Origin of the sequence: Micromonospora sp. WMMD708 (genome assembly GCF_049315245.1) — a bacterium.
GTDB classification, from domain to species: domain Bacteria; phylum Actinomycetota; class Actinomycetes; order Mycobacteriales; family Micromonosporaceae; genus Micromonospora; species Micromonospora wenchangensis.
This window is the reverse complement of sequence record NZ_CP186060.1, coordinates 934801-948085: the sequence shown is the minus strand read 5'-3', so window position 1 is coordinate 948085 and position 13285 is coordinate 934801. Positions and strand designations below refer to the sequence as shown.

Genomic DNA, 13285 nt, shown 5'->3' with positions numbered 1-13285 from the left:
TGGTGTTCAGAACCTCGCGGTGATCGAGGTGAACTCCCAGAGGTTCTGGGCGATGCCGGAGCAGTTGGCGACCACTCCCCCGTCCGGGCAGGCGCGGTCCCGGTTGACCGACCAGAAGGTGAACCGGGACAGCCCCCGCGCCCTGGCCCAGTCCCGGATCTGCGTCCAGGTGGCCGGCGAGGTCAGCTCCCGCTGGTCGGACAGGCCGTTCATGCCGCTGATGCCCATGTGCGCGTACGCGGTGGCGTCGGACCAGCCGAACGCGGACCTGAGGGTGGTCTTCAGCCCCTCGGCGGCGTTGACGGTGTTCTGGTACATGTCCGCACCACCGCCGAAGTCGAACGGCATGATGGTGAACGTGTCGATGTTCGCCCCGAGCGCGGCGGCCTGCCTGATCAGCCGGGTGCCGTAGTACGACGGCCCGGTGGTCGAGGTGCCGAAGGTGACGATCGTCCTGATCCCCGGGTTGTTCTGCTTGACGATCTTCAGCGCGCCGAGGATGCGGTCCTGCACCACCTCGTTCTCGAACTCGTCGCTGTTCTCGATGTCGATGTCGATCGCCTTCAGGCCGTACGCGTTGATCACCTGCTGGTACGCCCCGGCGAGGGCGCTGGCGGACGCGCAGTTCGGGCCGAGCTTGTTGCCGCTCCAGCCGCCGAACGACGGGATGACGTCGCCGCCGGCCGCCCGAATCGCGGCGATGGTGTTGGCGTGCGCGCCGCCGGTGAGCGGGCCGGAGCCGTCCCAGGCCGGGGTGCAGCCACCGCCGGAGAGCACGAACGCGATGGTGAACCACTTCACCCCTGTCGCCCCCATCACCGTCGCCGGCGCGGGCGGGTCGCCCCAGCCCGGGTAGAGGTAGGGGGCGGCGGCCATGGTGCCGTTGCCGCCGGTGCAGCCGGTGGTGGTGGCCGACACCGCTGCCGACTTCGCCGACTCGCCGGCCGCGTTGTACGCCGTGACGGTCCAGCTGTGGGTGGAGCAGGCGGCCAGCCCGGAGACGGTGGTCGAGGTGCCGGTGACGGTGGCCTTCACCGTGCCGCCCTCGTAGATCCGGTAGCCGGTGACCGTGCCGGAGACGGCGTTCCAGGCCAGCGTGGCCGATGACGCGGTGGTGCCGGTGACCCGCAGCCCGCCCGGGGTGGCCGGGCCGGTCGGGTTGCCGGGGCCGCCGCCGGTGCACGACCCGCCGTTGACGGTGCAGTTCGTCGGGTCGCCGGTGCCGGCGACGACGAAGCCGAAGGTGGTGCTGGCACCGGGGGCGAGGCTGCCGTTCCAGCTCTGGTTGAGGGCGGTGACGCGCTGGCCGGAGCTGCTCAGCCGGGCGTCCCAGAACGAGCCGACGGTGCTGCCCGAGGGCAGGTCGAACACGACGGTCCACGAGCTGATCGCGGTCGAGGTGTCGTTGCTGACGGTGAACTTCGCCTCGTACCCGCTGCCCCAGCTGGCGGTACGGACGAAGGCGGCGGTGGCGGCGGACGCGGCCGGTGGGGCCACGAGCGTGCCGGTGACCAGGGCGGCGGCGAGTGCGACGGCGAGGGTGGCCGCGCGGGGGGAGCGGAGTCTCACGGGTGGCCTCCAGTGGACCGGGGGTGGGGGCGTCGGGGGTGCGACCGGTCCGGGTGCGCGGGCCGGTGGACGCGGTCCGGGGGTGGGACCGCCGGGACGACATCCACGGTCGTCCACGTCCGCGCCTATTATTAAGACTCTTAACTGTTAATGTCCAGAGCCCACCGACGAGGGGGTCCGCGCCGGTGTGGCGCGGACCCCCTCGCGGCCCGGTCAGCGGCGGAAGGTGAACCAGTTGACGTTGACGAAGTCGGACGGCTGACCGCTGCTGAAGGTGAGGTAGACGGTGTGCCGCCCGGTCACCGCCGAAACGTTGCCCGGCACCGACCGCCAGCTCTGCCAGCCGCCGGTGTTGGCGACGGCGAAGCTGCCGATCGGGGTGGCGGTCGGACTGTCCACCCGCACCTCGACCAGGCCGCTCACCCCGCCCGCCGCGCCGGAGGCCACCCGGGCCAGGAAGTCGCGCGGGCCGCTGCCGCCGAAGTCCACGTTGTCGTAGCGGGCCCAGTCACCGTTGCGCAGGGCGGCGATGTTCTGCCCGCCCTCGGCGCAGGTCTCGACGGCCACCCCGTTCTGCCCGGAGAACGCCTCGGCCTGGATCGTCGAGTAGGCGTCCACGGTGCCCGACGGCGGTGGCGTGGTCGGGGCCGGCGTGGTGGGGGTCGGCGTCGGGGTGGAGCCGCCGCCCCGGCGGTAGACCGCCACGTAGTCCACGAGCATCGGCCGGCCGGAGACGGTCGAGCCGGTCGGCGTGACGGCGCCGGCCACCCCGTCCGGGAAGGATCCGCCCATCGCCACGTTGAGCAGCAGGAAGTAGCCCCCGTGGCCCGTCATCTGCGCCCAGTAGGTGGCACCGACCTGGGTCTGGGTGACGGTGTGGAACAACTGGCCGTCGACGTACCAGCGCAGTTGCTGCGGGCTGACCGAGGTGTCCCACTCGGTGCGGTAGGTGTGGAAGGCGGCCTGGCAGGCGCTGCCGGGGCAGACCCGGGTCGCGCCCAGCCCACTGAACTCGTTGCACGGGCCACCGGGGGCGACCCCGCAGTGCAGCGCGCCCCAGACCTGGTTGAGCCCGTTGACGTTCTCCATCACGTCGATCTCGCCGATGCCCGGCCAGTTCTGGTAGTTGCCCCGGTAGGGCGCGCCGAGCGCCCAGAACGCCGGCCAGTAGCCGGCCGCCTGCGCGCCGGTGACGTTGGGCATCTGGATCCGCCCCTCGATCGCCAGCACCCCGCCCGACGGGGGCTTGAAGTCGGTGCGCACGGTCTCGATCCGGGCCGAGGTCCACCGGCCGCCGGAGTCGCGCAGCGGGGTGATCCGCAGGTTGCCGGACCCGTCGTGGGCCAGGTTGGCGGTGCTGCCGGTGTACGTCTGGATCTCGCCGGTGCCCCAGTTGGCCGGGCCACCCGGGTAGCTGGTGCCGGTGTCCACGATCCAGTTGGCCGAGGACGGCAGGGTGCCGGCCGCGCCGGTGAAGTCGTCGCTCCACACCAGGCTCCATCCCGACGGCGGCGTCGGGACGGCGGCCTGCGCGGCGACCGAGACGCCGGTCAGCGCGGTGGCGGCGGCGAGCGTGACCGCCAGGGCGAGCCGGCGGCGGGACCGGCGCGGGGCGATGGGGGCGACCGGAGCCGCCGGGACAGCGTTCATCGGGGTGCCTCTCTGGGGGACGGGAGCAAGAGAGCGCTCTCTGAGCGGTTTTCTACGCTCCCGTCCCACCACTTGTCAACGCTCGTCGATGGCTTCGGCCGGCACCGGTTGCGGCCGACGCAGCAGCACGTGCTCCGCCACCGTCCACGCGGTGGTGGTGACCAGGTAGAGCACCGCCGCCAGCGGCACCACCAACGCCAGCAGCACCGTGCCGTACGGCAGCAGCGGCAGCATCCGGGCCAGCAGCGCCGCCCCCGGCTGGTCGGCGGGTGCGCCAGCCTGCGCCGCCGTCCGCCGCGCCCGCCGGGACAGCACCGTGGCCAGGCCGGCCAGGGCCGCCAGCAGCACCCCGAACACCAGCAGCACCGACAGGGTCAGCCCGTCGCCCAGGTGCCAGCCCAGCGGCACCCCGGCCAGCCGGGCGTCGAGCAGCCCGCCGGCACCGTCACCGGTGCCGAAAAGGCGGTACATGACCAGGAAGAACGGCGCCTGGAGCAGCGCCGGCAGGCACCCCGCCACCGGCGATGCCCCGGCGGCGCGGTAGAGCGCGAACATCTCCGACTGCAACGTCGCCGGGTCGTCCGCGTACCGCTGCCGGAGCTGGCGCAACTGCGGGGCGAGCGCCGCGCGACGCCGCTCCGCACGGACCTGGGCGACGGTGAGCGGTGAGATCAACAGCCTGACGGCGATGGTGAAAACAACGATGGCGGCGGCGGTGGCGGCCCCGCCGGCCAGCGGCGTCAGCAGTCCGGCGAGCCAGCCGACGGCGGAACCCGCGGCGGCGGCCGCGTCGTGCACAGGTGAGAAGGCGAGCATGGGGGAACCCCTCGGTCCGATTCCGGAGGTCCGCACGGGACGGCGACCGGCCGCCGGTCAGGGCGGTCGGCGGTCCACCGTGGGACGGATGACGACGGAACCGGTCGGGGTCGGCGGCGCGCGGGATCAGCCCGCGACCGGGGACCAGCCGACCGGGAGGGGACCCCCGGGTGCCCGGGGGCGGGGACGGCCCGCCGCGTCCGGATCAACCTGCCGGGGTACGCGTCGACGCCGGGCCCGGTCGCGTAACCCGACCGCCCGCCGCCGCCCGGTGCCGGGGCCGGACGCCGGCCGGGGCCGGGCCGCCAGCAGGACGACGAGCAGCAACGCGGCCGCCACCGCCGCACCGGCCAGCAGGTCACCCGGCCGGTCCGCGAGCAGGGTCAGCCCGACGAGCGCGTACGCCCACAGACCCGTCACCACCCGCAGCCCCGACACGACCGCCAGCCTAGGACCCGCTGTCACGTCCGACCGCCGCGACAACGTCAGCCACCGCCTCCGGCCGGTCCACGTGCAGCAGGTGCCGGGCGTCCCGGAACACCTCCTGCCGGCCGGCGGGGAAGCTCGCCGCCAGCGCGGCGTGTCCCGCCCGCCACGCCGCCCGACCCGCCGGGGTCGGCACGTCGCCGAGCGCGGTCAGCACCCGCACCGGCAGCGTCGGCGTCGCCGTCACCGCGCGCAACGCCACCAGTTCCGCCGCCACCGCCGGGTGCGCCAGCCACTGCACCAACGCCCCGACCAGCACCGATCCGTGGCCGTACGCCGCCGCAGCGGCCGGGTCGGGCGGGCGGACGCTCATCCGGCGGACCGCCCGACGCCACGCCCCCGGGCCGTACCGGCGGGCCGCACCGGACCGGTCGAGCGCCCCGGCCAGCACCGGTGCCCCGGCCGCCACCGCGCCGGCCGTCCACGCCGACCACCACCGCCACCGGGCCGCCCCGTCCGGGTCCACCAGGCTCGGGTCCACCAGCACCAGCCCGGCGAGCCGCCCCGGATACCGCCTGGCGTACGCCTCGGCGGGCAACGCCGCCGCCGAGTGCGCCACCAGCACCGGCCGGTCCAGCCCGGTCACCGCCGCGTCGAGGCGGGCCAGTTCGGCGGTCAGGGTGGGCACCCGGGTGTCGTCCGGCCGGTCCAGCCGCCGCACCCGGTACCCGGCGGCGGTCAGCGGCGGCACCAGCCGGTCCCAGGTCGCCGCCCCCTCCCCCAGCCCCGGGCAGAGCAGCGCCCCCGGTCCGCCGGCCCGCGCCGCCGGGTCGCCGGTGGGCGGGCCGGTCACCGGGAGCGCTCCGGGCCGGGGCCCCACCGGGCGACGGCGGCGGTGAGCAGCAGCCAGCCGGACAGGCCGGTGAGCTGGACCCGCTGCCACAGGCCCAGCCCCCACTCGGGGTGCAGGGTGGCGACCAGCGTGCCGACCGTGCCGACCGCCAGCACCACCGCCACCGAAAGCCCCAACCGGCGGCGGGCCGGACCGCGCAGCACGGCGAGGACCGCCACCGCGCTGAGCAGTGCGCCGGCCACCGCCACCGACGAGGTGACCGTGTGCGCCTGGTGCCGCCAGGACAGCTCCCCCAGCTCCTCCAGCCGGGCGCAGCGGTCATCGATCGACGGGGCACAGTCCATCGAGGTGTACCCGCCGTCGACGGCGGTGGCCACGCCGAACACCAGCAGCCCCCACCAGGCCGGCCGGGGTACGTCCCGGGCCACCCGGGCCAGCAGCAGCCCGGCCGCCGTCGCGCAGAGCCCGGTCGTCACGTCGCCGAGCTGGAAGACCAGGTGGTACGGCTGGTCCCGGGCGGCCAGCTCGCTCAGGTAACTCCGCACCGGCCGCAGCCCCGGGTTGAGCACCGGGGCGAGCAGCCAGGAGGCGTAACAGACCGCCGCCGCCACCAACGCCACCGCCGCCCCGGTCCGGGCGGCCCGGTGTCCGCCGCCCCCACGGGCCGCCGGGTCCGGATCACGGTGCGGGCGGGTCACGACGACTCGCGGACCATCGGGAAGGGCAGCGTCTCCCGGATGGACCGGCCGGTCAGCAGCATCACCAACCGGTCCACGCCCAGCCCCAGGCCACCGGTCGGCGGCATCGCGTACTCCAGCGCGGTGAGGAAGTCCTCGTCCAGCTCCATCGCCTCCGGGTCACCCCCGGCCGCCTTCAGCGACTGGGCGGTCAACCGCCGCCGCTGCTCGGTCGGGTCGACCAGCTCCGAGTACGCGGTACCCAGCTCCATCCCGAACGCCACCAGGTCCCACCGCTCGGCCAACCGGGGATCGGACCGGTGCTGCCGGGTCAACGGGGAGACGTCGGTGGGGAAGTCCAGGTAGAAGGTGGGCACGTCGGTACGCGCCTCGACCAGTCGCTCGTACAGCTCCAGCAGCAGCTCGGCGCGTTCCCACCCCGGGTCGTACGGCACCCGGGCGGCGTCGGCGAGGCGGCGCAGGGTGGCGACGTCGGTGTCGACGGTCACCTCCTCGCCGAGCGCGGCGGAGACCGCCCCGTGCACCGTGTGCACCGGCCACGGCCCGCCGATGTCCACCAGCTCACCGGTGCCCGGCCGGCGGGCCAGGGCAGCCCCGTGCACCGCCACCGCCGCCGCGACGATCAACTCCCGGGCCAGCTCCCGCATGTCGTGGTAGTCGGCGTACGCCTGGTACGCCTCCAGCACGGTGAACTCCGGGTTGTGGCTGAAGTCGACGCCCTCGTTGCGGAACACCCGGCCCAGCTCGTACACCCGCTCCACGCCGCCCACGGCGAGCCGCTTGAGATACAGCTCGGGGGCGATCCGCAGGGTCAACCGCAGGTCGTAGGCGTTGCTGTGGGTGACGAACGGGCGGGCGTTGGCACCGCCGTGCACCCGTTGCAGGATCGGCGTCTCCACCTCCAGGAAGTCCCGGTCCACCAGGGTCCGGCGCAGGCTGGTGAGGGTGGCGCTGCGCGCCCGCAGCAGGTCCCGCGCCTCGGTGCTGGTCGCCAGGTCCAGGTAGCGGCGGCGGACCCGTGCCTCCGGGTCGGCCAGGCCGTGGTGCTTGTCGGGCAGTGGACGCAGGCACTTGGCGGTGAGCCGCCAGTCGGCCACCCGGACGGACACCTCGCCGCGCCGGGTGGCGTACACCTCGCCAGTCGCGCCGACGTGGTCGCCGATGTCGACGCTGGCCCGCCACCGGTCCAGCTCCTTCTCCAGCACCAGTTGCAGGTCGCCACTGCCGTCGCGGATGGTGACGAAGCAGATCCGGCCGTGGTCGCGGACCAGCAGCACCCGCCCGGCCACCGAGACGGTCTCCCCGGTGCCGGTGTCCGGGGCCAGCCCGGCGTGCCGGGCCCGCACCGCCGCGCACCCGTCGGTACGCGGCCACCCCACCGGGTACGGATCGACGCCCTGCGCCCGCAGCCGGTCCAGCTTCACCCGCCGGACCCGCACCTGCTCGGGCTGCTGCCCGTGCGCCGGCTCCGGGCTGACCGCGTGCACGGTCGCCGCGTCCGGCGGCACGAACCCCACCGCCCCACCGGCCGGCGGTGCCCCGTGCAGCGGCGACGGCCGGCCGCCGGGCAACGCGACGAAGCCCTCCGCGACGGCGGCGGCCAACCCGACCCGGGCCAGTTCCCGCCGCTCGCCGAAGCACAGGTAGCGGGGCATCCAGTGCGGCTGGTACTTGGCGTTGGACAGGTACAGCGACTCCAACTGCCACCAGCGGGAGAAGAACAGCAGCGTACGCCGCCACAGCCGGATCACCGGGCCGGCGCCGATCCGGGCGCCCTGCTCGAACACCGACCGGAACACGGCGAAGTTCAGCGACACCCGCTCGACGCCCAGCCGGGCGGCTCCGCCGAGCAGCGCGGCCACCATGAACTCGGTGACCCCGTTCTCGGCGGTACGGTCCCGACGCATCAGGTCCAGCGACAGCCCGCTGCCGCCCCACGGGCTCAACGACAGCAGCGCCCGTACCCGGCCGTCGCCGTCCCGGGCCTCGACCAGCACACAGTCACCGTCGGCCGGGTCGCCGAGGCGGCCCAGCGCCATCGAGAAGCCACGTTCGTGCTCGGTGTCCCGCCAGCGGGTGGCCAGGGCGGCGAGGTCGGCCAGCTCGGCCGGTGGGATGTCGGCGTGCCGGCGTACGGCGGCGGTGTAGCCGGCCCGCTCCACCCGGTGCACCGCCTGCCGGACCGGGCGCATGTCCCGCCCGCCCAGGTCGAACTCCCGGGCCAGCAGGATCGCCTCGTCACCCAGTTGCAGCACCTTCAGCCCGTGCCGGTGGTAGGCGCGCGCGCCGGCCTCGCTGGCCCCCATCACCGCCGGGGTCCAGGCGTACTCCCGGGCCTGGTCCAGCCACGCGGTGATCGCCGGGCCCCACGCCTCCGGGTCGCCGACCGGGTCGCCGCTGGCCAGGCTCACCCCGTTGACCACCCGGTAGGTCAGCGCCGCCTTCCCGCTGGCCGAGAAGATCGCTGCCTTGTCCCGCCGGGTGGCGAAGTAGCCGAGCGAGTCCCGGTCGCCGTAGCGGGCCAGCAGTTCCCGGATCCGCTGCTCCTCGTCGGGGTGCAGCACGGCGGCGGCGCGCTGGGAGCGCAGCAGGGTGAACAGGCCGGCCAGGAAGGCGACCGCGCCCATCCCGCCGAGCAGCAGGTTGACCCAGCCGGGGGCCTGCCCCTGCCGGGTGACGTCCAGGGTGATCGCGCCGCCGAAGACCTTCTCGATGGCGTACCCGACCCGGTCCAGCCAGCTGCGCAGGCTGCCGGGCACGGCGGTGAGCAGCAGGTAGCCCAGCCCGACGGCCGCCGCGGCGAGGCCGAAGAACACCCCGAGGGCACGCCGGGTGCTGCCGCTGCGCACCCGGGCGTAGAACTCCCGCCGGGCGGCCCGCAGCAGCGCCAGCGCGACGGCGGCGAAGCCGATGCCCACCCAGACGCCGACGGTCTCGACCAGGCTGAACAGCCGTCGGCCGGCGTCGTCGGTGAGCTGGTCCGCGCCGACGGTCACCAGCAGCAGGCCGGTCAGCACGCCGACGACCAGGCTGAGGATGAAGTAGACGACCAGCACCCAGTACGCCAGCCGCTTGCGGCGCAGCACCGCCGCGGCCAGGGTGCCGAGGAACACCGCGTACGCCAGGTTGGCCGGGGCCGGCACCAGCAGCGTGTCGATCGTGGTCCGGATCGGCTGGAACTCGGCGTTGGCCGCGCTGCTGACCGCCGCCAGCGCGCAGATCGCGGCGATGAACCACAGCAGCGCCGCGAACGTCCGGGGCACCTGCCGCCGCCAGTCCCGCCCGGCCGGCCGGGGCGGGTGGCCGGGCCGCCGCGCCGGGGTCGGGGGCGCCGATCGGGGCACCGTCGTCGGGGTCACCTGGCCTCCCTCACGTTCGGGCCCCGGCCCGCTCCAGGTCGGGGCGGGGGTGCGGCACGGCACCGGTCGGCGGGACCGGGTCATGGTAAGCATCCGGCGCGACGACGCGCCGTGTCGCGTTTTCTCCGCCGGACACCGCGGGTAATGGGCGGGCAGCAGCGCGGCGGACCCGCCGCGGCGGGACCGGACGGACGGTGATGGCGATGACCAGTGGGGTGGCGGCCGGGGCGGCGGCTCCGGAGCGGACCGGGCCCGACCGGCTCACGGTGGGCGTGGAGGAGGAGTTCCTCCTGGTCGATCCGCACACCGGTGCCGCGGTGCCCGCCGTCGACCTGGTCATGGAGCAGGTGCCGGCCGAGCTGCGCGGGCAGGTGGAGCGGGAGTTCCAGACCAGCCAGATCGAGATCGGCAGCCCGCCCGGGTTGGACCTGGGCTCGATCCGGCACTCGCTGGGCGTGCTGCGCGGCGCATTGGCCGACGCCGCCGAGCGGGCCGGCGTCCGGGTGCTGGCCATCGGCACCGGCCCGGTGGCCGGACCGGTGCCGCCGGTGGTGGACAAGCCCCGCTTCGACCGGATGATCGCCCGGTTCCGGCTGCTGGTGCCCGGCCCCGGTAACAACGGCATGCACGTGCACGTGGGCGTCCCCGACCCGGACACCGGGGTGCAGGTGCTCAACCACATCCGGCCGTGGCTGCCGGTGCTGCACGCGATGACCACCAACTCGCCCTTCTCCGAGGGCGTCGACACCGGCTACGCGAGTTGGCGGTCCGTCGAGTGGGAACGCTGGCCGTCGGTCGCGCCGACCCCCTACCTGGAGTCGTACGAACACTACGAGCGGCTGATCAGGCAGTTGATCGCCAGCGGGGTGATGCTCGACGAGGGGATGCTCTACTGGTACGCCCGGCTGTCGGCGAAGTACCCGACGGTGGAGGTCCGCATCGGCGACGTCTGCCCCTCGGTGGACGACGCGGTGCTGGTGGCGGGGCTGGTGCGGGCGCTGGTCGCCACCGCCATGGACGACGTGGCGGCGGGCCGCCCACCGGTGAACACCGACCACCACCTGCTGGTGGCCGCGCACTGGCGGGCCGCCCACGACGGGTTGGAGGGCGACGGCGTCGACCTGTCCAACGGCGAACTGCGCCCGGCCTGGGAACTGGTCGACCGGCTGGTCGAACGGGTCCGCCCGGCGCTCGCGGCGCACGACGACCTGGCCGAGGTGACCGGACTGCTGGCCACGCTGCGCCGGCACGGCACCGGGGCGGCCCGGCAGCGGGCCGTGTTCGCCCGCTCGGGCCGGCTGGAGGACGTGGTCGCCGAGGTCGCCCGGCAGACCCGTGGCTGACCGGCCCGGCACCGGCCGCAGGCCCGACGGCGACCGGCCGGTCGACGGCCGGCGGGCCACCCGCCGGGCCGCCGCCGGCCGGCGTGCCGCTGACCGGCCCGGGGGCGACCCGCGCGTGGAAGACTGGGCGTCGTGACGGAGCGGCTGGTCGTGGTCGGTGGGGACGCCGCCGGCATGGCGGCGGCGTCCCAGGCCCGTCGCCGCCGGGGCGTCGACGACCTGGAGATCGTGGCGTTCGAGCGGGGACACTTCACGTCGTACTCGGCGTGCGGCATCCCGTACTGGATCAGCGGGCTGGTGCAGGAGCGAGACGCGTTGATCGCCCGTGACCCGGCCACCTTCCGGGACGACTTCGCCATCGACGTACGGCTGCGCACCGAGGTCACCGGCATCGACCTCGACCGCCGCGAGGTCACCGCCCGCCGGCTCGACGACGGCGGCGAGGTCCGCGAACGCTTCGACACCCTGGTGTACGCCACCGGCTCGGTGCCCAACCAGCCCGACTGGGCCGACGGCGACGTCGAGGGCATCTTCGGCATCCAGACCCTGGACGACGCGGCGGCGCTGCGGGCCTGGCTGGACGCCGACCCGACGCCGACCCGGGCGGTGGTGGTCGGTGGCGGCTACATCGGGGTGGAGATGGCCGAGGCGCTGATCCAACGCGGGCTCGCCGTCACCCTGGTCGAGCGGGCCGAGCAGCCGATGGCCACCGTCGACGAGGACATGGCCGGCCTGGTCGCCGAGGCGATGCGCGGGCTGGGCGTCGAGATCCGTACCGGTGTCACGGTCAGCGGGGTCGAGCAGCGCGACGGGCGGGTGTCCGCGGTGGTCACCTCCGCCGGCCCGGTACCGGCCGACGTCGTGGTCCTCGGCCTGGGGGTACGCCCCAACACCGCGCTCGCCGCCGCCGCAGGCCTCCCGCTGGGCGCGTCCGGCGGGGTCCGCGTCGACCGGCGGATGCGGGTGCCCGGGGTGCCCGGTGTCTGGGCGGCCGGCGACTGCGTGGAGACCCTGCACCGGGTCACCGGCATGTCGGTGCACATCCCGCTCGGCACCCACGCCAACAAGCAGGGCCGGGTCGCCGGGATCAACATCGGCGGTGGATACGCCACCTTCCCCGGGGTGATCGGCACCGCCGTGACGAAGGTGTGCGACCTGGAGGTGGGGCGTACCGGGCTGCGGGAGCGGGACGCCACGGCGGCCGGGTTCGAGTTCGTCTCGGTGATCGCCGAGTCGACGAACCGGGCCGGCTACTACCCGGGCGCCCAGTCGATGACGGTCAAGCTGATCGCCGAGCGGCCCACCGGTCGGCTGCTCGGCGCGCAGATCGTCGGCCGTTCCGAGGCTGCGAAGCGGATCGACGCGCTGGCCGTGGCGCTGTGGAACGAGATGACGGTGGACGAGATGACCGCCCTCGACCTCGGCTACGCCCCGCCGTACGCGCCGGTCTGGGACCCGGTGCTGATCGCCGCCCGCAAGGCCGTCGACGCCCTCGGCCGCTGACGTCCCCCGTCCCGGCGGAACATTGTGGAGAGTTGTTGTCGCTGGGGCGACAACAACTCTCCACAAAGCATGGTCTGCTCGTCGGATGCGGATGCCCGGCGACGACGATGCCGCCCTCGACTGGCTGCTCTTCACGCAGGCCGGGGTGGTGAGCTGGGCGCAGGCCACCACCGAACTCACCCCTTCCCGGGTCCGCCACCTGCTGGCCACCGGCCGGTGGGAGCGGGTGTGCCGGGGCATCCTGCGGGTCGGCGGCGGCCCGGTGACCGTCGACCAGGCACGCTGGGTGGCGGTGCTGGCCGCCGGTGCCGACGCCGTCCTGGCCGGTCTCGCCGCGGCGCAGGCGGGCGGGCTGCGCGGCCGGTGGCGGCACGAGGCGGTGGACGTGCTGATCCCGTACCAACGTCAGGCCCCCGACCTGCTGCGCCGGCTACCCCTCGGCATGCCTGCGGTGCGGGTACGACGGACCCGGCACCTCGACGGCGACCGGCAGCGGGGGCGGCCGGACCGCACCACGATGGCCCGCTCGCTGCTCGACGCCGCACAGTGGATGCGCAGCGACGACGACGCGCAGGCGGTGCTGGCGGCCGGCTGCCAGCAGCGGCGGGTCACCCCCGGGGAACTCGACGCGGTGGCCCGCCGGTTGCCGCGCCTGCGTCGGTCGACCCTGATCCGGCAGACCATCGGCGACCTGGCCGGCGGGGCGGAGGCGCTGTCCGAGATCGACCTGGTCCGGCTCTGTCGCCGGTACGGGCTGCCCCGGCCGGAGTTGCAGGAACGCCGGCGCGACGCGGACGGGCGGACCCGCTACCTGGACGCCTACTGGCGGCGGTGGGGGCTACACGTCGAGGTCGACGGGGCACACCACATGGACGTCCGGCACTGGGCGGCGGACCTGCGCCGGCAGAACGGGGTGTGGATCTCCGGGGACCGGATCCTGCGGTTCACCGCGTTCGACGTCCGGCACCGCCCCGACGAGGTGGCGGCCCAACTCCGCGCCGCGCTCACCGCCGCCGGCTGGCACCCCTGACCGGCTCCGGCGCATCCGGTCGTCGCGTTCTGTGTGGA

At 75.0% G+C, this 13285-nt stretch carries 10 protein-coding genes; 3 read left to right on the top strand and 7 right to left on the bottom strand.

Annotated elements, in window-relative coordinates; genetic code table 11:
* Nucleotides 1-6: 6 nt before the first annotated feature.
* The 7 genes from ACN260_RS04340 to lysX all read right to left on the bottom strand — a co-directional run bounded on the left by ACN260_RS04340 (nucleotide 7) and on the right by lysX (nucleotide 9371).
* Entirely contained in the window at nucleotides 7-1569 is a 1563-nt protein-coding gene (locus ACN260_RS04340; protein WP_422754809.1) for a cellulose binding domain-containing protein, read from the bottom strand.
* 213 nt (nucleotides 1570-1782) lie between these two features.
* Entirely contained in the window at nucleotides 1783-3219 is a 1437-nt protein-coding gene (locus ACN260_RS04335; RefSeq protein ID WP_422754808.1) for a carbohydrate-binding protein, read from the bottom strand.
* Nucleotides 3220-3294: 75 nt separating this feature from the next.
* The gene (locus ACN260_RS04330) at nucleotides 3295-4035 is read right to left on the bottom strand and encodes a YidC/Oxa1 family membrane protein insertase (RefSeq protein ID WP_422754807.1); all 741 of its coding nucleotides are present in this window, start codon (nucleotides 4033-4035) and stop codon (nucleotides 3295-3297) included.
* Nucleotides 4036-4161: 126 nt separating this feature from the next.
* Nucleotides 4162-4473, bottom strand: a complete 312-nt coding sequence (locus ACN260_RS04325; RefSeq protein WP_357764705.1) for a DUF6412 domain-containing protein — start codon at nucleotides 4471-4473, stop codon at nucleotides 4162-4164.
* A 10-nt stretch (nucleotides 4474-4483) separates the two neighbouring features.
* On the bottom strand, nucleotides 4484-5314 hold the full coding sequence (locus ACN260_RS04320; protein ID WP_422754806.1) for an alpha/beta fold hydrolase: 831 nt from the start codon (nucleotides 5312-5314) through the stop codon (nucleotides 4484-4486).
* Nucleotides 5311-6012 (bottom strand): DUF998 domain-containing protein, encoded by a 702-nt coding sequence (locus ACN260_RS04315; protein ID WP_422754805.1) that lies wholly within the window; start codon nucleotides 6010-6012, stop codon nucleotides 5311-5313. The genes ACN260_RS04320 and ACN260_RS04315 overlap by 4 nt, the downstream gene beginning before the upstream one ends.
* Nucleotides 6009-9371: a bifunctional lysylphosphatidylglycerol synthetase/lysine--tRNA ligase LysX gene (lysX, locus tag ACN260_RS04310; protein WP_422754804.1), complete on the bottom strand. Its 3363-nt coding sequence runs from the start codon at nucleotides 9369-9371 to the stop codon at nucleotides 6009-6011. Before lysX ends, ACN260_RS04315 begins: the two co-directional genes overlap by 4 nt.
* 203 nt (nucleotides 9372-9574) lie before the next feature.
* On the opposite strand from lysX, the gene ACN260_RS04305 reads away from it, so the two are divergent.
* The 3 genes from ACN260_RS04305 to ACN260_RS04295 all read left to right on the top strand — a co-directional run bounded on the left by ACN260_RS04305 (nucleotide 9575) and on the right by ACN260_RS04295 (nucleotide 13247).
* Complete coding sequence (locus ACN260_RS04305) at nucleotides 9575-10714, top strand: carboxylate-amine ligase (protein ID WP_422754803.1); 1140 nt, start codon at nucleotides 9575-9577, stop codon at nucleotides 10712-10714.
* A gap of 132 nt (nucleotides 10715-10846) precedes the next feature.
* Entirely contained in the window at nucleotides 10847-12217 is a 1371-nt protein-coding gene (locus ACN260_RS04300; RefSeq protein ID WP_422754802.1) for an FAD-dependent oxidoreductase, read from the top strand.
* Nucleotides 12218-12302: 85 nt separating this feature from the next.
* The gene (locus tag ACN260_RS04295) at nucleotides 12303-13247 is read left to right on the top strand and encodes a hypothetical protein (RefSeq protein WP_422754801.1); all 945 of its coding nucleotides are present in this window, start codon (nucleotides 12303-12305) and stop codon (nucleotides 13245-13247) included.
* Nucleotides 13248-13285: the final 38 nt, after the last annotated feature.

Excerpts from the sequence above, each read along its gene's own strand:
- ACN260_RS04330 (WP_422754807.1), bottom strand. The coding sequence starts at position 4,035 with ATGCTCGCCTTCTCACCTGTGCACGACGCGGCCGCCGCCGCGGGTTCC.
- ACN260_RS04305 (WP_422754803.1), top strand. The coding sequence starts at position 9,575 with ATGACCAGTGGGGTGGCGGCCGGGGCGGCGGCTCCGGAGCGGACCGGG.
- ACN260_RS04295 (WP_422754801.1), top strand. The coding sequence starts at position 12,303 with ATGCGGATGCCCGGCGACGACGATGCCGCCCTCGACTGGCTGCTCTTC.
- ACN260_RS04335 (WP_422754808.1), bottom strand. The coding sequence starts at position 3,219 with ATGAACGCTGTCCCGGCGGCTCCGGTCGCCCCCATCGCCCCGCGCCGG.